The following is a 16,696-nucleotide window of genomic DNA, read 5'->3' as shown; positions in this document are numbered from 1 at the left end:
GACCATCGCCACTGAGATATGCCCTTGGAAGGTGCCGGGCGCTGCGCAACTTCGAGCCTATCGCCACCGGCATGCCCCTGAGGCGTTATCGATCAGATTGCCGGGGCATCATCGACCGTAGCGCGAGCCCCGGCGTGCAGTCCGTGGTCGCAGGCCGTTCACTCAAGGAAGGACCCTTCGATGGGGGAGAAGGTCGCCGCGGACGGGATCGACCTGGCCGACCGGGAGCGTTATCGAAGAAAGCTCCACGAGTGTCTCGAGGCATTGCAGAGGCTGCTGGCGGAGCAGCGGTTCGATCGGCCGAAGAATCTCATGGGCCTGGAGATCGAACTCAATCTCGCCGGTGCCGACGGGCTGCCCCGCATGATGAACTCCCAGGTTCTCGAACGCATCGCCAGCCGTGATTTCCAGACCGAACTGGCCCAGTGCAATCTGGAAGTCAACATCCTGCCGCACCAATTGTCCGGACGCGTCCTGGACCAGCTCGCCGAGGAACTCCGTGCCGGACTCGGCTACGCCGAAAGGAAGGCCCGCGAGGTCGCCGCCCGGATCGTGATGATCGGCATCCTGCCGACCTTGAACGCCACCGACCTGACCGCCGCCAGCCTCTCCGAGAACGACCGCTACGCCCTGCTCAACGAGCAGATGCGGGCGGCCCGCGGCGAGGACTTCGCACTCGACATCCAGGGCGTCGAGCACCTGCTGGCCCGGTCGCCGTCGATAGCGCCGGAGGCCGCCTGCACCTCCGTACAGCTGCATCTCCAGGTGACGCCCGGCCGCTTCGCCGCCGTCTGGAACGCGGCCCAGGCCATCGCCGCGGTGCAGGTGGCGATGGGCGCCAACTCGCCGTTCCTGTTCGGCCGCGAGCTGTGGCGGGAATCGCGGCCGCCGGTCTTCCAGCAGGCCACCGACACCCGCGCACCCGAGCTACAGGCGCAGGGGGTACGCCCCCGTACCTGGTTCGGCGAGCGGTGGATCGACTCCGCCTACGACCTCTTCGAGGAGAACCTGCGCTACTACCCGCCGCTGTTGCCGCTGTGCGGCCCCCAGGAGCCGCTCCGGGTGCTGGCCGAGGGCGGCGTGCCGGACCTCGCCGAACTGGTACTGCACAACGGCACGATCTACCGCTGGAACCGTCCTGTCTACGCGGTCGCCGACGGCGTCGCGCACCTGAGGGTCGAGAACCGGGTGCTGCCCGCCGGCCCCACCGTCGCCGACGTCATCGCCAACACCGCCTTCTACTACGGCCTGGTAAGGACACTGGCCGAAGAGCCGCGCCCGGTCTGGACACGACTCCCGTTCGCCGCCGCCGCACGCAACTTCGACACCGCCTGCCGGCACGGCATCGACGCCACCCTCCAGTGGCCGCGCTCCGGGCGGACCGGTGGGCTCGCCGAGGTCCCGGTGGTACGGCTGGTGCGCCAGGAACTGCTCCCGCTCGCCGCCCGCGGGCTGGACGCCTGGGGGGTGGAAGCGGCCGACCGCGACCACTACCTGGCCATCGTCGAGGAACGCTGCCGGCGCCGGGTGAACGGCGCCTCCTGGCAGGCCGCCGCGTTCCACCACGCCCGCCGCCAGGGCCTGGACCGGGACACCGCGCTCGCCGCGATGACCCGGCGCTACAGCGAGCTGATGCACCACGGGGAGCCGGTGCACACCTGGCCGGTGGCCTGGTCCGTCGGACCGCGACGGGCCGTCCCGGGACCGCGGCAGGCGGCGGCGACCGACGGGGTGTGACGGACGCGCGCCCGCCGGCCGGTGCCGGCGGGCACGCTCAGCTGACGCCGGTGCCGCAGTCGGTGCGGATCGTGGCCCTCGCCGCCGGGGCGTCGTCCGCACGGATGCCGGCCACCTCCACCGCGATCCGCACCGGCGTGCCGTCGCAGCGCTCGCCGAAGGAGAGCAGATCGCGGCGCAGCACCACGACCGAGCCCGCGGCGACGGCCAGGACCGGGCCGGTGGCGATCGCGACGGTACGGCGGCGTGCCCCGGACCGGGCCCCCGTACGCTGCGCTGCGGAGCCGTGGGGCAAGCTGTGTCGTCCCATTGCGGTGGCGCCTCGCCTTCTCGGAGCGCGATCGGGATGGGGTCCCGGGGCGACGGGGGAGGGGAGACGCGCCACGTGGAGGGCGCCCGTCCCCGGCCTGTCGCGCGCGTTCTTCGTACCTGCTGTCGAGACCCTGGCGGGGCGGTGGTGGCGACGAGGCGGTAATGCGGAAGTGGAGGAAGCGTGCAGTCGGATACAAGTCCCGTGGCCGATGCGGACGTTCCAGGGCACGGTCCTGGTGCCGGGGCCGGGGCCGGTGCGGGGGAGCCGCCCCGGAGCATCCTGCGGAGCGAGACGCTGATCGTGCTGGCCCTCTCGCTGGGCGCCAGCGCACTGTCGGCGCTGATCAGCTTCATCGGTTCGGTGACCAAACCGGGCGGCCTCAAGCACCAGGCGGCGACGCTCAACGCCTCTCATGCGCCCGGTCGGCCGTGGCTGGATCTGGCCTGGCAACTGTTCGGGATCGCCTCCGCGCTCGTGCCGGTGGTGCTGGTCGCGCACCTGTTGCTGCGCGAGGCGCCTCCCGGGCAGCGGGGGCCCGGGCTCCGGGCGATCGGCTTCGACCGGCGGCGGCCCGGTTTCGACCTGAGCCGTGGGGTGGCGGTCGCGGCCGTCATCGGCGGCAGCGGACTGCTGCTCTACCTGGGCGCGCGGGCGGCCGGCGGAAACCTGACGGTCGTCCCAGAGGCGCTGCCCGAGGTGTGGTGGAAGATCCCGGTGCTGGTCGCCTCCGCGGTGCAGAACGCCGTCCTGGAAGAGGTCATCGTCGTCGGGTATCTGCTGCGCAGGCTGGGGCAGTTGGGTTGGACGCCGATGGCGGCGCTGGCGGCCAGTTCGGTACTGCGCGGTGCCTACCACCTCTACCAGGGCATCGGTGGCTTCTTCGGCAACATGGTGATGGGCGTGATCTTCGTCCTGCTCTACCGGCGGTGGGGTCGGGTCGGCCCGCTGGTCGCCGCCCACGCCATGATCGACATCGTGGCGTTCCTCGGCTACGCCCTGTTGGCGGGCCGGGTGGGGTGGCTGCCCACGGGGTGACGGACGGTTCACCCCCCCCGGCTCTCCGCGCCGCCGCCCCCCCCCGCTCCCTCTCCCTCTCCCTTCGGAGTGGGGCCGGGGGGCTGGGCGGCGTGCGGGTTCAGACGGTGGTCAGCAGTTCCCCGTCGATGACGGTGACCGCCGAGCCGGTCAACAGCGTGCGGTCGCCGCGCAGTTCGGTCCGTACGAAGCCGGTACGGGCGGCGCCCTGTAGGCCGACCAGTGCGGTACGGCCCAGCCGCGCCGACCAGAAGGGGGCGAGCGCGGTGTGCGCGCTGCCCGTTACCGGGTCCTCGTCGATGCCCACCGCCGGGAAGAAGCACCGCGAGACGAAGTCGTAGTCGCCGTCGGCGGCGTCGGCGCGAGCCGTGGCGATCACCCCGCGGCCGCCGCGTCCGGCCAGCGCCTTGAGGTCCGGGGACAGGGCGCGCACGGACTTCTCGTCGGTCAACTCGACCAGTAGATCGCCCACGTCGGGGCCGGTGTCGTGGGCCGAGCGGATCTCGGTGCCCAGGGCGGCCGTGACGACCGGCGGCACTTCCACGGGTGTCAGCGGCGCGGTCGGAAAGTCCATGGAGATCGCCCCGTCGTCGCCGGCGGTCGTGGTCAGCACTCCGCTGCGGGTGCGGAAGCGGACCGTCCCGGTGGCCGTCCCGGTGGTGTGCAGGACGTGTGCGGTAGCCAAAGTGGCGTGCCCGCACATGTTCACCTCGGCGGTCGGGGTGAGCCAGCGCAGCGCCCAGTCCGCGTCGCCGCCTGCGGGCAGCGGGTGCGCGAAGGCCGTCTCGGAGAGGTTGACCTCGGCGGCGACCTGCTGGAGCCAGGCGGTGTCGGGGAAGGCATCGGAGTCGAGGAGGACGACTCCCACGGGGTTGCCGGTGAAAGGACGCGTACTGAAGGCGTCGACGATACGAATCCTCATGGCCGTGAGCGTAGAGGGGCCAGAGGTCCGCAGGCCAAGGCCAATTCCCGGAAATTGGACAGGGTGGCGCGCCGCGGCGGTCGCCGGTCGATGCAGCTCGGGTCTTGCTTCGACGAACAGTCCCGATATATCGTTGAGGCATCGCGAAAGGATCGCGATCGATCAAGCGGAGAGGGAGGACGTCATCATGCGTTCCCAAGGGCGCGAGCACGGACATGAGCATCGACATGAGCACTGCGGGCCCGGGCGGCCCGGCGGCCGGGGGGAGTTCGCCGGCGGCTGGGAGCGGCGGCGTTCCGCCTTCGGTCCGTTCGGCCCGCCGTTCGGAGGTCCGCCCTTCGGTGGTGGCCGGGGGCGGGGCGGACCGCGCGGCCGGGCGCGCCGCGGCGATGTGCGCGCCTCGATACTGGCGCTGCTCAAGGACCGCCCGATGCACGGCTACGAAATGATCCAGGAGATCGCCGAGCGCAGCGGTGGGGCGTGGAAGCCCAGCCCGGGCTCGGTCTACCCGACCCTGCAACTCCTTGAGGACGAGGGGCTGATCACCAGCGCCAGCGAGGGTGGCAAGAAGCTCTTCTCGCTGACCGATGCCGGGTGCGCGGAGGCCGACAGCGGTTCGGACGCCCCCTGGGAGAACGCCGGTCGTGGCGTCGACTGGGAGGCGATGAACGAAATACGCAAGGCGGGCGGCGGTCTGGTCGAGGCGTTCCGGCAGGTCTGGGCCACCGGCACTCCCGAGCAGCGGGAGAAGGCCATGGCGGTGGTCAACAAGGCCCGCAAGGAGCTGTATCTGATCCTCGCCGAAGAGGACTGAGGGGTGGTGGACGCGCTCCGGGAGTCGGTGGACGGGGAGGCTCCCGGAGGAGGTTCAGGAGACCAGACCGGCGAGCTTGCGCAGTGACTCGTTGAGCGCGGCGGTCGCCGAGTCCTTGAGCTTGCCGGCCATCAGGGAGACCGCGGCGCCGGTGAACGCCCCGTCGACGCGGACGGTCGTCGCCCCGTCCTCCGGTGTGAGCGCATAGCGCATGCCGAGGTTGACGCCCATGGGGCCCTTGCCCTTGATGTCGAGCAGCCGGCCCGGCTCCAGTTCCTGCACGGTCCAGGTGACCTCGGCGGGGAAGCCCATCAGCTTCATGTTCTCCTCGTAGGCCGCGCCCACTTCCAGCGTCTTCGGGCCGCCCTTGGGGAAGGCGGTGTGCGTGACGTTCCACTGCCCGTACGACGCGAAGTCGGTGAGTCGGTCCCAGACCCTCTCGGCCGGTGCCTCGATGCGGGCCTGTGCGGTGACGTCGGCCATGCGATCACCCCTCCGGTGGCGGTCCTGGCTGGTGCCGCGGAACGTAGCCGTGCGGGGGTGAAGGTTCAATACCGGCGGCCCGGGAATTCTGATGGATCGTCAGATCGGCCCGGTCGGGGGTGACGGTGTTCCGGTGGCGGTCGTCGGTAATCGAGCGCCGCCCAGTCGATCTTCACGGTTCCTCCGTATTACCTCCGTCGTATCTCCTCCCTGAGGATGAGATCTCCTGTCGGCATGCCCAACCAGCGTCGGATGCGCAAATGCTTCCCGCCGGGGATGTTCCGGCGCTCAGTGGCTGGTGGGGTGGAGGCTGTGCAAAACCGTACTGCGTACAGCGGTGGCGACGGCCCCGCTCAGGATGACCTCGACGCCCAGCTCACGGTCGAGCTCGCCTCGGTGGTCTCCGCCGCTCGCAGGCGGGCCACCCGCGACGGCGACCGGCAGGTCGACACCGCCCATCTGCTGCACGGCCTCCTCGAATCGGACCCCGCCGTACGCGACGCCTTCGACGGCGGCCCCCAGGTCGCGCGGCTGCTCGGCTACCTCGTCCAGCGCAGCATCGGCTACGGGCTCCAGTGGCACGGCACCGTCGAGGATTCGGGTGCGGTCCCGGTGGTGATCGACGGCGGGGTCCCCGGATGGTCCCCGGCCGCGGCCGCCGCCTTGGACGGCGCCCTCGACCGTGCACACGCCCGTTACGCGACCCGCGCGGGCTGCCTCGATCTGCTCGCGGCTCTGGTGGACGACCCCGAATCGCGGGCCGTCGAGGTCCTGCGTCGGGCGTCCGTCGACACCGCCCGGCTCGCCGCCCGACTGGACGGGGAGCGCTCCGGCCAGGACTGACAGGGGACTGGGGGGTTCCGCTGCTGACGGTGGGTGTCATCATGACCCGATGCACGCGAGTTCAGGGAGCCCGGCGGGTCCGTCGACCGGCCCGGGCCAGGCACCATCGGCGGCCCGGGCGGCCCAGCACGCGCCCACCGCGCCCGGGACGAGCCGCGACGGTGCCCCCAAGGGGCGCGGCGCCGGTCTCGGGATCGCCCTGCTGTCCGCCTTCGCCTTCGGCGGATCGGGCGTCGCCGCCAAACCCCTGATAGCCGCCGGCCTCGAACCGCTGCACGTCACCTGGCTGCGGGTGGTCGGCGCCGCGCTGGTCATGCTGCCGGTCGCCTGGCGCCACCGTGCGCTGGTGCGCCGTCGGCCCGCCCTGCTCCTGGGCTACGGACTGCTCGCCGTCGCCGGCGTACAGGCCTGCTACTTCGCCGCGCTCTCGCGCATCCCGGTAGGTGTCGCGCTGCTCGTCGAATACCTGGCGCCCGCCCTCGTCCTGGGCTGGGTCCGCTTCGTCCAGAAACGGCCGGTCACCCGCGCCGCCGCGGTCGGCGTGGCGCTGGCGGTCGGTGGTCTGGCCTGTGTCGTCGAGGTCTGGTCCGGGCTGAGCTTCGACGCCCTCGGCCTGGCCCTCGCGCTCGGCGCGGCCTGCTGCCAGGTCGGCTACTTCGTGCTCTCCGACCACGGGACCGACGGCGAGGAAGCGGTGGACCCGCTCGGGGTGATCGCCTACGGCCTGCTGATCGGCGCGCTCGTGCTCACCCTGATCGCCCGCCCCTGGCACACGGACTGGTCTGTGCTGGGCGGCAGCGCGGAGATGAACGGCATCCCGGTGCCCGCCGTGGCACTGCTCGCCTGGATCGTGCTCGTCTCGACGGTGATCGCCTACCTCACCGGAGTGGTGTCGATCCGACGGCTCTCGCCCCAGGTGGCCGGGGTGGTGGCGTGTCTGGAGGCGGTCATCGCGACCGTGCTGGCCTGGGTACTGCTCGGGGAGCACCTGTCCGCGCCGCAACTCGTCGGCGGCGTCGTGGTGCTGGTCGGTGCCTTCATCGCGCAGTCGGCCAAGCCGGCGACGACGGAGACGCTGGTGGTGGCGGGGGCGCCCGCGGCCACCGGGTCCGGGGACGACTTGTCGGCCGTAACGCGCCCGACGTAGGGTGCCGATCATGCATGCGTTCGTGCTTCCCCCTCCCGCCGCGTAAGGCGGGCGGCGGCCTCTGAGGAAATCCCGGTTCGGGCTGGTTCCCGAGCCGGTCGTCGCTGCCTGCACACGGGACCACGCGACCATTCCACGGCGCACCGCGCCGTCCTGGATTTCCCGGAGCACCTTTCCCATGCATGCCATACCCTCCTCCTCCGCCCTGCCCGTGGGCCGGGGGCTGTTGTACGTGACGTTCGCCGCGACCGCCTGGGGCACCGCGGGCGCGGCCGCCGCCCTCCTCCACCGGGGCGGCGGACTGGGCCCGTTCGCGCTGACCTTCTGGCGCTCCGTGGGCGGCCTGGTCCTGCTCCTCGCCCTCCGGGCGCTGCTGCGCCGCCGGTCCGGCGCCCCGATCACCCCCGCCCCGAACGAGCCGATCCGGCGGCGCCTGACCCGGATCGCCGTGACCGGGATCGCCCTCGCCGTCTTCCAGGCCGCCTACTTCGCCGCCGTCGTCTCCACCGGGCTGGCCGTGGGCACCGTCGTCACCATGGGGGCGGGGCCCGTCCTCATCGCCATCGGGGCGCGCGTGACGATGGGGGAGCGACTCGGCGTCGGCGGCGTCCTGGCGGTTGCCGGGGCGTTGGCCGGCTTGGCGGTACTGGTCCTGGGCGGTGGCGGCAGCGCGACCGTCCGTCCCGCGGGGGTCGGCTACGCCCTGCTGTCGGCGGCCGGCTGCGCGGCGATGACGCTGGCCACCCGGCGGCTGGGCAGGGGTGGCGGCAGCGATCCGTACGCCTCGACGATCAGTGCGTTCGCGGTCGCGATGGTGTGCCTGCTGCCGCTCGCGGCGCTGGAGGGGCTGTGGCCCCAGGCGCATGACCTGGGCCGGACTCTGTGGCTGATGGGCTACATCGCGGCGGTGCCGACGGCGCTGGCCTACGGGTTGTACTTCGCGGGGCTGGCCGTCGTGCGCGCCGCCACCGCCTCCGTGATCTCGCTGATCGAGCCGGTGTCGGCCGCGGCGATCGCGGTGCTGTTCCTGGGGGAGCGGCTGACGGTGGCGACGGCCGTCGGAACCGGCGTGCTGCTGACGGCCGTCGCCGCGCTCGCGGTGACGGAGGCGCGCGGGGCGGTGGCCGCGGCGCGGACCGCGGCACCGGTGGCGGGCTGAGCGCGGATGCCCGGCCGGTCGCGCGCCGGCCGGGCAACCGCCGGACCACAGGCCGGGAGCGGAGGGCCGCCCCGGCGCCGGACGGTCAGGGCGTGCCCGTCCCCGTGCCGGCCGCACGCGCCGCGAGGCGGCGCTGCTGGTGGGTGCGGGCCGATGTGTCCCCGGGCGCGTTCCGCTCGGCGAGACGCTCCGAGATGCGCTGCTGGACGGACTCGCTCCGCTTGCCCCCGTACTTGAACTTGGCCCGCACCTCCCGCACTTCGAGGCGCAGTCCGCGGATGCCGGACAGCAGCCGTCCGTAGGGAGCCCGGTCCGCGGTCACCGGGGCCGAGCCGCCGTCCGGCTGGAAGTGGCCCATCTGCCGTTGCAGCAGCGCCGCCTTGGCCTCCGGGTCGTCCACGACATGGGCGGTGCAGGTCAGTTGGACGGCGGCGTAGAAGCTGGTGGGGACGCCGTGCTCGGGCGGCTGCTCCTCGGTCGCCTGCCACGGGCCGGGGATGAAGACGTAGTCGTCCACCACGCTCAGCAGGACCGTGGGGCGGTCGGCCAGCGCGCCCCAGATGGGGTTGGGGCGGGCGAGATGGGTGACCGCCTCCCCGCGGTCCGGGTCGTACGCGAAGTGCAGCGGCTGTACCATCGGCGGCTCTCCCGGCATACCGTTCGCCGCCAGCTGCCCGAAGTCGTGCGCGGCGAGCCAGCGTTGCCACTCGACGTCGTCGGTGGGGGCGTCCCAGGGGTGGATCAGCACGGGGTCTCCTCAGCGGGCCGGGAGGTATGCCGGCTCGGGCGTGCCGGGGGCGAGGTCGTCGGCCGGTATGGGCGCGCCGTACGCCGGGGCGACGGGAAGCACGCCGCTCCAGTACGGCAGCGCGAGGTCCTCCGGCTCGTCGTTGGGGCCACCGGTGCGGATCTTGGCGGAGACCTCGCGCAGGTCGAGCCGGATCACCGCGGTGGCGGCCAGCTCCTTGGTGTTGCCGGGGCGGGAGTCCGCGGCGCGCCCGGGCAGGACGTGGTCGACCAGCGCGTCGAGGGCGGCCTTCTTCTCCTCCGGGTCGGTCACCTGATACGCGGTGCCGTGCACCACCACACAGCGGTAGTTCATGGAGTGGTGGAACGCGGACCTGGCCAGGACGAGGCCGTCGACGTGGGTGACCGACACGCACACCTCCAGGCCCGGGTCGGGCGCGTCACCGGCCATCCGCAGGGGGCGGGACCCCGTCGAACCGTGCAGGTAGAGGCGGTCGCCGACGCGGCCGTAGAGCGTCGGCAGGACGACCGGGGAGCCGTCGCGGACGAAGCCCAGGTGGCAGACGTAGGCCGTGTCGAGGATCGCATGCACGGTGTCGTGGTCGTAGGCGGCGCGCTCGCGGGCGCGGGTCGGGGTCGTGCGGGCGGTCGGTTCGTACGACGCGGCGCTGGCCATTGCGATCTCCATTGCACTAGTGCATAATCGAGTTTGTGCTAGGAGAGTATCGGATCGAAGGGCGGCGCGCATCGGACATTGCCGCCAGCGTCGAGCGAGCCATCGGTGCGGGCGAGCTCCAACCAGGCGAAGTCCTGCCCCCGCTCAGGGAGTTGGCCGTCTATCTGGAGGTGAATCCCAATACGGTTGCGGCTGCGTACCGCACGCTCCGGGACCGAGGGGTGATCGAAACCGCGGGCCGGCGCGGCAGTCGGGTACGTCCCCGTCCTGCGAGCACCTCGCGCGAGGCGCTGCGGGTGGAGGTGCCCCTGGGGGTGCGGGACGCCTCCGACGGCAACCCCGACACGTCCCTGTTGCCCCCGCTGGAACGGGCGTTGGCCGAGGCCGTGGCGCGCAGCGTGGAACGCCCCGCGCTGTACGGCACTCCGGCCGTCGACCACGACCTGGCGGCGCTGGCCCGCTCCGCGTTCGCCGCCGACGGTGTGGCGGACGGCCCCATCGCCGTCACCAGTGGCTCACTGGACGCGATCGAGCGCGTGCTCGCCGCCCACCTGCGGCCCGGGGACACGGTGGCGGTGGAGGACCCGGGGTGGGGCAGTCTGCTGGACCTCGTCCCGGCGCTCGGACTGCGTCCGGTGGCGGTGGGAGTGGACGACGACGGCCCGCTGCCCGAGCAGTTGGCGCGCGCCCTCCGGGACGGTGCCCGTGCCGCGGTCATCACCGACCGGGCGCAGAATCCGACCGGGGCAGCCGTCACCGCCGCCCGCGCCGCGGAGCTCCGCACGCTCCTGTCCGACCATCCCGGCACGCTGCTCATCGAGGACGACCACGGCCACGGCATCGTCGACCTTCCGCTGCACCCCCTCTCCGGTACCACCGACCACTGGGCTCTGGTCCGTTCGACCGCCAAGGCCTACGGCCCGGACCTGCGCCTCGCGGTGCTCACCGGCGACGCGGTGACCGTCGACCGGGTGCGGGGCCGGCAGCGCCTCGGCCCCGGCTGGATCAGCCATCTGCTCCAGGACGCGGTCGTCCATCTGTGGCGCACCTCCGCGATCGACCCGACAGAGGTGGCCGGAGCGTACGGGCGACGGCGGGACGCGCTGATACGTGCACTGGCGGAGCGCGGGGTGTGCGCGCGGGGGCGCAGCGGGATGAACGTCTGGGTGCCGGTCCCGGACGAGACCGGCGCGGTGGCCCGACTCCTGCACTCCGGCTGGGCCGTTGCCCCCGGCGCCCGCTTCCGCCTGCACTCCCCGCCCGGCATCCGCATCACCGTCTCCGGGCTGGCCGACGACGACATCGTCCCGGTGGCCGATGCGGTCGCCGCGGCAACGGGGGTGGGGGAGGCGCGGCGGTACGAATGAGGGCCGGGCGGTCGATGAGCCGCGGGGACGGAGTCTGCCGTGTGGTGGTGATCGGCCGTGGTGCGCGGCGGGGCCTGGAGGACCCCGGCCTGCTCCTCGGTTCGCTCGGCAGCCCGGCAAGGCTCCTCGCCCCGTTCGCCCCGTCCACGCCGTCCTCTCGCGCTCCCCGCGATGCTCCTCAGCTCGGCACGGGGCGTGGAACTGCCCTGCGGAATCGGGCGGTTGGCCGCTGCGTCAGTAAGTGGGCCCCCACGTCGTCGGACCGGGGGCCGGGTGCGCACCCCGGTGGGGCGGGGTCGCGAACGTCGATCCGCGCACTGGTGGGCGCGTCGACCGGTGCATCTGTCTCAGTCGGTGCGTCCGTCGGTGTCCGTGCCCCGCCGGGGGGACGACCGGCGGGGCCTGCTCTGGGTGAGCGCCGCGCCGGCCAGCACGATCAGGGCCCCGACCGGGGTGTTCCAGCTCAACTGCTCGCCCAGGAGGGCCACTCCGGCGGCGGTGGCGATCACGGGGACGAAGTACGTGACCATCTGCGCGGTCGTCGGACCGATCTCGGCGACCAGCCCGTACTGAAGGAGGAAGGCGAAACCGGTGCCCAGTGCGCCGAGCGCGAAGACGGCGAGCAGCGGGACGACCGGGAAGTCGGTCGGGGCGGTGGTGAACAGCGGTGTCACCAAGGCCAGTTGGGCGGTTGCCAGGAGCAACTGGGTGCTGGACATGGACAGGTGCGACTGCTGCGCGCCGGCCAGCGTGCGGCGGACGTAGATCCAGCCGACGGGGTAGCTCAGGGACGCACCGAGCGCCATCGCGGTACCGGACAGATCCGTACCGGAGAAGCCCTGCCAGGCCCCGAGGACGGTCAGCACGCCCAGGAACCCGATGCCGAGTCCGGCCACCCGGCGCCGAGTGGGGCGGTCCTCGGAGAGCGCGACGACCGAGAGCGCCATGCCCCACAGCGGGGAGGTGGCGTTGCAGATGCCGGCCAGCGTGGACGGAATGGTCAGCTCGGAGTAGGCGAAGAGGGAGAACGGCAGCGCGTTGAGGAAGAACGCGGCGACCGCGAGGTGACCCCAGGTGCGGGCAGAGCGGGGAAGCCGCTCGCGCTTGATCGCGAGGATGGTCAGCAGCACCAGCGTGCCGAACGTCACCCGGCCCAGCGTCACCTGCAACGGCGCGAAGCTCTGGGTGCCCACCTTGATGAAGAGGAAGCTGAAGCCCCAGATCAGCGATAGCACCGCGAAGCGCAGCTGCCAGCCGAAGGCCCGGCGGCGGGCGGATCCACCGTCCGGAGCCGGCGTGGTTGCCGGGGCTGTCGAGGCGCGCGAGGGGCGCGAGTTGGGGAGCGCGGGAGAGGCCGGGTCGGTGGCGGCAGCCGGGGCGGTGGTCTGCGGGGGCGCGGCGGCGAGGGGCGCGGCGGGGGTGCCCGTGGGCTGTGCGGAGGCGGTGGGTGCGCCGGTGGCGGTGCTCATGGCGACCACGATGCTGTCTACAACTTCGTAGCACAAGCGAATTTTCGTGGGAGGTATCGCTTAGTATTGCTTATATGTTGAACCTTGATCGCCTACGGACGTTGAGCGCTGTCGCCCGCCATGGATCGGTGAGCGCGGCCGCCGACGGACTGCACGTGACGACCTCGGCGGTCTCGCAGCAGATCGCCAAGCTGGAGCGGGAGACCGGACAGCAACTGTTGGCGAAGAACGGGCGCGGGGTGCGGCTGACCGATGCCGGTCGGCTGCTCGCCGACCATGCGGTGCGCATCCTCTCCCAGGTCGAGCTGGCGCAGGCCGAGCTGGAGGCGCACCGTGGCCAGGCGGTGGGCGAGCTGCGCCTCGGTGCGTTCCCCACCGCCGCCCGGGGGCTCTTCCCGTCCGCCCTCGCCGCGCTCCGCGTCGAGCACCCCCAGCTGCGCGCGCGGCTGACCGAGATGGACCCGGACGCCTCGGTGCGCGGAGTGGTGCGCGGCGACATCGATCTGGCCGTCGTCCTGGACTGGTACAACCGCCCGCTGTCCCTGCCCGACGGGCTGGCGAAGGCCCCGCTGCTGGACGATCCGGCCGATGTGGCGATGCCGTCGGCCCACCCGCTGGCCGCACGACGGTCCGTGGAACTGGAGGAGTTCGCGGACGACGAGTGGATCTCCTGGCCGCAGGGGGAGTTCTGCAACGAATGGCTGATGTTCACGCTGCGCAGCAAGGGGATCGAGCCGCGCATCGCGCACATGGCGGAGGAGCACGGTACCCAGCTCGCCCTGATCGCGGCCGGACTGGGCGTCGCGGTGGCTCCGCGGCTCGGCCGCGGGCCGGTGCCGCAGGGGGTGAGCGTGGTGCCCGTACGCCATACGATGCGCCGCCATGTCTACGCCATCTGGCGCGCGGACGCGGACCGCAGACCCTCGATCCGCGCCGCGGTGGGTGCCCTCCGCACGGCCGGCAGGAAGCTGGAGGACGGCTGAGGCTCAGGTCGGGTCGACGATCCCGCGGATGACGCCCAGCTCCAGCAAGTCCTGGGGACGGATGCGGAGTTGGTCGGCGGTGTCCCGGACCTGTTCCCGGTCGCGTTTGAGGATGGCGGCGGCCAGCTCCGGGGCGATCACGGAGAAGTAGCTGTCGGGGGTCGCCCAGAGCCGGCCCGGTGCGGCCAGGGCCAGCGCGCCGCCGGACCCGCCCTCGCCGATGAGCAGGGACGTCACCGGCACCCGGACGGTGGCGAGTGCCGTGAAGGCGTCCGCGATCGCCGCGCCGGCGCCGGCCCGCTCGGCGGCCGCGTCATTCGCCGCACCCGGGGTGTCCACGAGGGTGAGGACCGGGATGCCGAGCCGGTCCGCGAGTCGGACGAGGCGGGCGGCGGTACGGAAGCCGGCCGGCCGGGTGGCCGTGCCGCACTGCGCCGCGAAGGCGATCGTCCGGCCGTCGCGACGGCCGAAGCCGCACCGCACCCCGGGGTCGACGCCGCCGCAGCGGTCGCCGCTGACCTCCTCCCGGTCGTCGAAGTACGCCTCCAGATACGCGTCTGCCCGCGGTCTGCGCTCCTCGCGCGCCCGCACCACCGCACCCCAGCCGGTCTCCGGCAGCCCCGGGGCGCCGAGCGCGGCCGGCGGCGGCGCCGGCTCGGGGGCACCCCCGGGCTCCCGTGCCGGGCACAGCAGCCGCAGCCACCGCTGGAGCGTGGCGCGCAGCAGGTCGGGTGGGACGACCGCGTCGACCTGGCCCGCCGCCAGCTGACCCTCGGCGGAGTAGGCGTACGGATCGGCGTCCGGCGGGCGTACTCGTGAGCCGGCGAACCCGACCTGTGCCCCCGGGAGCGCGAGGACCACATCGGCGGACGCGCCGAGCGTGGCCCAGCCACCGCCGGTCGTCGGATCGCGCAGGACGGCGATCTGCGGCAGCCCCGCGGCACGGTTGAGCGCCGACTGCCGGGCCACCCGCTGGAGTTGGGCCAGCGCCCGCATGCCCTCCTGCATCCGGCTGCCGCCGGTGGCGATCAGCGCGACGAGCGGCAGCCGCCGCTCCCTGGCCTCGGTGTAGGCGGCCTCCAGCCGGTCGCCGGTGCGCTCACCCAGCGAACCGCCCAGGAACCGGAACTCGAAGGAGAGCACCACCGCCTCCGTGCCCCCGAGCGTGGCCAGGGCCGCGACCACCGACTCGTCCTCGCCGGTTCGCGCGCGGGCGCGCGCCCGCGACGCGTCGTAGCCGCGCCAGCCGAGCGGGCCGTCCGGTGCGGACGGCGGAACGGCCGGACCCTGCCGGCCGTGCCCGCCGACGGGCACGGCCGGCAGCTCGCTGTACGCGTCCGTGACCGCGGCCAGGGCCTGGCGGGCCGTCAGCCGGCTGCACGGCAGGTCGGCGTCACGCACGGAGTTCTCGCTTGAGGACCTTGCCCATGTCGTTGCGCGGCAGCGCGTCCAGGAAGTGCACCGTGCGGGGGCGTTTGTGCGGCGCGAGCTGCCGCGCGACGTGGTCGGCGAGCTCCTCGGCGGACGGTGGCGGGCCGGCGTCCGGGCCGCTCTCCGGCACGACCCAGGCCACGATCCGCTCGCCGAGGTCGTCGTCCGGGGCGCCGGTCACCGCCGCCTCGGCAACCCCGGGGTGCGCCAGCAGCGCGTTCTCGATCTCGCCCGCGCCGATCTTGTAACCGCCGCTCTTGATCAGGTCGGTGGCCTTGCGGCCCACGATGCGGTAGTTCCCCGAGGCGTCGCGGACCGCCATGTCGCCGGTGCGGAACCAGCCGCCGTCGAAGGCCGAGGCGGTGGCGTCGGGGCGGTTCAGGTACTCGGTGAAGAGGTTCGGGCCGCGGACCTGGATCTCACCCACGGTCTCGCCGTCGTCCGTCTCGATGCTCCGGCCCGCGTCGTCGACCAGCCGGACCTGCACGCCCGGCAGCGGCACCCCGACCGTGCCCAGGGCGTCCGGACCGTCCGCCCGCACGCTGGTGTTCATCAGCGTCTCCGTCATGCCGTACCGCTCGATCACCCGACGGCCGGTGGCCGCCGCGATCCGCTCGTGGTCCGTCAGCGGCAGCGCGGCCGATCCGGACACCAGCAGCCGGGCACCGGCCAGCGCCTTGGCGAGCGCCGGATCGTGGCCGACCGCGGCGGCCAGGCGGTGGTACATCGTCGGTACGCCGAACAGCATCGTCCCGTCCGCCGACAGCTCCCGGGCGACCGCATCGGTGCTGAAGCGACCCAGGTGGTGCACGCTGCCGCCGCGCCGCAGCGGCCCGAGGACGCCCAGGATCAGGCCGTGCACATGGAACAGCGGGAGGGCGTGGACGAGGACGTCGTCGGCCGTCCACTGCCAGGCGTCCTGGAGGGCGTCCAGGGTGCGCGCGAGGGCCCGGCGGGGGAGTACGACGCCCTTGGGCGGGCCCGTCGTGCCGGAGGTGTAGACGATCAGGGCCGGTGCCTCGTCGCCCGGCTCGTGCGGCAACGGGGCCGGCTCGGTCCGCTCCGACGGCTCGCCGGCGTCGACGTCGACACGGGGCAGGGCGGCGAGCGGCCCCGGCAGGCCGGCGCCCGGCTCCGCCAGGACGAGGGAGGGCGCGCTGTCGCCCACGATGTGCGCCAGCTCGCGCTCGCCGATCTTCGGATTCACCGGTACCGCGGCCACCCCGGCGAGCAGCGCGGCCACCACCGCGACCGAGGTCTCCAACGTGGGCGTCGCCCAGACGGCGATCCGCGACGCGCCGCCGATCCGCTGGGCCAGCGCCCCGGCCACCGACGCCAGTTGGCGGTAGCTCAGCGCACGGTCGCCGAAGCGCAGCGCGGGTGCGGTCGATGCGTCGCGCAGTGCGGGGAAGAGCACGGTCACCGGATCTCCTTCGTCCTCGTCGGCGCCCGGCCCGGCGCGGCCGAGCCGTCCCGCTCCCGCACCTGCGCGGTGCGGGGCGGGCTGACACCACTCTCGCAGAGACCACTGACAGTGCGATCACCGCGCGCCATGCGAGCACTGTGCACG

16 protein-coding genes are annotated in these 16,696 nt (G+C 73.2%); 8 read left to right on the top strand and 8 right to left on the bottom strand.

The features are described from left to right. The first annotated feature begins 180 nt into the window (after window positions 1-180). On the top strand, window positions 181-1,737 hold the full coding sequence (locus AB0C96_RS33950; RefSeq protein WP_362922880.1) for a glutamate-cysteine ligase family protein: 1,557 nt from the start codon (window positions 181-183) through the stop codon (window positions 1,735-1,737). Between the two features lie 37 nt (window positions 1,738-1,774). On the opposite strand, the gene AB0C96_RS33945 is transcribed toward AB0C96_RS33950, so the two are convergent. Beyond that, complete coding sequence (locus tag AB0C96_RS33945) at window positions 1,775-2,047, bottom strand: hypothetical protein (protein WP_362922878.1); 273 nt, start codon at window positions 2,045-2,047, stop codon at window positions 1,775-1,777. Between the two features lie 204 nt (window positions 2,048-2,251). On the opposite strand from AB0C96_RS33945, the gene AB0C96_RS33940 reads away from it, so the two are divergent. Next, window positions 2,252-3,085, top strand: coding sequence for a type II CAAX endopeptidase family protein (locus AB0C96_RS33940; RefSeq protein ID WP_362922877.1), 834 nt, complete (start codon window positions 2,252-2,254; stop codon window positions 3,083-3,085). Window positions 3,086-3,185: 100 nt separating this feature from the next. Here the strand turns inward: AB0C96_RS33940 and AB0C96_RS33935 are convergent, their stop codons facing one another. Beyond that, on the bottom strand, window positions 3,186-4,007 hold the full coding sequence (locus AB0C96_RS33935) for a PhzF family phenazine biosynthesis protein (RefSeq protein ID WP_362922875.1): 822 nt from the start codon (window positions 4,005-4,007) through the stop codon (window positions 3,186-3,188). Between the two features lie 187 nt (window positions 4,008-4,194). On the opposite strand from AB0C96_RS33935, the gene AB0C96_RS33930 reads away from it, so the two are divergent. Further along, window positions 4,195-4,821: a PadR family transcriptional regulator gene (locus AB0C96_RS33930; RefSeq protein WP_362922874.1), complete on the top strand. Its 627-nt coding sequence runs from the start codon at window positions 4,195-4,197 to the stop codon at window positions 4,819-4,821. A 54-nt stretch (window positions 4,822-4,875) separates the two neighbouring features. Here the strand turns inward: AB0C96_RS33930 and AB0C96_RS33925 are convergent, their stop codons facing one another. Continuing rightward, the gene (locus AB0C96_RS33925; RefSeq protein ID WP_362922872.1) at window positions 4,876-5,304 is read right to left on the bottom strand and encodes an SRPBCC family protein; all 429 of its coding nucleotides are present in this window, start codon (window positions 5,302-5,304) and stop codon (window positions 4,876-4,878) included. Between the two features lie 312 nt (window positions 5,305-5,616). Between AB0C96_RS33925 and AB0C96_RS33920 the strand changes: the two genes are divergently transcribed. The 3 genes from AB0C96_RS33920 to AB0C96_RS33910 all read left to right on the top strand — a co-directional run bounded on the left by AB0C96_RS33920 (window position 5,617) and on the right by AB0C96_RS33910 (window position 8,453). Then, window positions 5,617-6,147 carry a Clp protease N-terminal domain-containing protein gene (locus tag AB0C96_RS33920; RefSeq protein ID WP_362922870.1) on the top strand — a complete coding sequence of 177 codons (531 nt, stop codon included), beginning with the start codon at window positions 5,617-5,619 and terminating at the stop codon, window positions 6,145-6,147. Window positions 6,148-6,196: 49 nt separating this feature from the next. Beyond that, window positions 6,197-7,294 carry an EamA family transporter gene (locus AB0C96_RS33915; protein WP_362922869.1) on the top strand — a complete coding sequence of 366 codons (1,098 nt, stop codon included), beginning with the start codon at window positions 6,197-6,199 and terminating at the stop codon, window positions 7,292-7,294. A gap of 178 nt (window positions 7,295-7,472) precedes the next feature. Then, on the top strand, window positions 7,473-8,453 hold the full coding sequence (locus AB0C96_RS33910; protein ID WP_362922868.1) for a DMT family transporter: 981 nt from the start codon (window positions 7,473-7,475) through the stop codon (window positions 8,451-8,453). Between the two features lie 85 nt (window positions 8,454-8,538). Here the strand turns inward: AB0C96_RS33910 and AB0C96_RS33905 are convergent, their stop codons facing one another. Continuing rightward, the gene (locus AB0C96_RS33905) at window positions 8,539-9,201 is read right to left on the bottom strand and encodes an FMN-binding negative transcriptional regulator (protein WP_362922867.1); all 663 of its coding nucleotides are present in this window, start codon (window positions 9,199-9,201) and stop codon (window positions 8,539-8,541) included. Window positions 9,202-9,210: 9 nt separating this feature from the next. Then, a complete protein-coding gene (locus AB0C96_RS33900) occupies window positions 9,211-9,876 on the bottom strand; it encodes a pyridoxamine 5'-phosphate oxidase family protein (RefSeq protein ID WP_362922902.1) in 666 nt (221 codons plus the stop codon). 35 nt (window positions 9,877-9,911) lie between these two features. On the opposite strand from AB0C96_RS33900, the gene AB0C96_RS33895 reads away from it, so the two are divergent. Next, window positions 9,912-11,243, top strand: coding sequence for an aminotransferase class I/II-fold pyridoxal phosphate-dependent enzyme (locus AB0C96_RS33895; RefSeq protein ID WP_362922865.1), 1,332 nt, complete (start codon window positions 9,912-9,914; stop codon window positions 11,241-11,243). A gap of 347 nt (window positions 11,244-11,590) precedes the next feature. Here AB0C96_RS33895 and AB0C96_RS33890 read toward each other — a convergent pair whose 3' ends face one another. Further along, entirely contained in the window at window positions 11,591-12,712 is a 1,122-nt protein-coding gene (locus AB0C96_RS33890; protein WP_362922863.1) for a DMT family transporter, read from the bottom strand. Between the two features lie 74 nt (window positions 12,713-12,786). On the opposite strand from AB0C96_RS33890, the gene AB0C96_RS33885 reads away from it, so the two are divergent. Continuing rightward, entirely contained in the window at window positions 12,787-13,695 is a 909-nt protein-coding gene (locus AB0C96_RS33885) for a LysR family transcriptional regulator (protein WP_362922861.1), read from the top strand. 3 nt (window positions 13,696-13,698) lie between these two features. Here AB0C96_RS33885 and AB0C96_RS33880 read toward each other — a convergent pair whose 3' ends face one another. Both AB0C96_RS33880 and AB0C96_RS33875 read right to left on the bottom strand, forming a co-directional pair. Then, complete coding sequence (locus AB0C96_RS33880; RefSeq protein ID WP_362922859.1) at window positions 13,699-15,096, bottom strand: carboxyl transferase domain-containing protein; 1,398 nt, start codon at window positions 15,094-15,096, stop codon at window positions 13,699-13,701. Further along, on the bottom strand, window positions 15,089-16,549 hold the full coding sequence (locus AB0C96_RS33875; RefSeq protein ID WP_362922857.1) for an acyl-CoA synthetase: 1,461 nt from the start codon (window positions 16,547-16,549) through the stop codon (window positions 15,089-15,091). Before AB0C96_RS33875 ends, AB0C96_RS33880 begins: the two co-directional genes overlap by 8 nt. Between the last annotated feature and the right edge of the window lie 147 nt (window positions 16,550-16,696).

The organism is Streptomyces sp. NPDC048506 (assembly GCF_040651315.1).
GTDB lineage: Bacteria > Actinomycetota > Actinomycetes > Streptomycetales > Streptomycetaceae > Streptomyces.
Note: the sequence above shows the minus strand (reverse complement) of the source record. Positions and strands in the feature narration are given on the sequence as shown.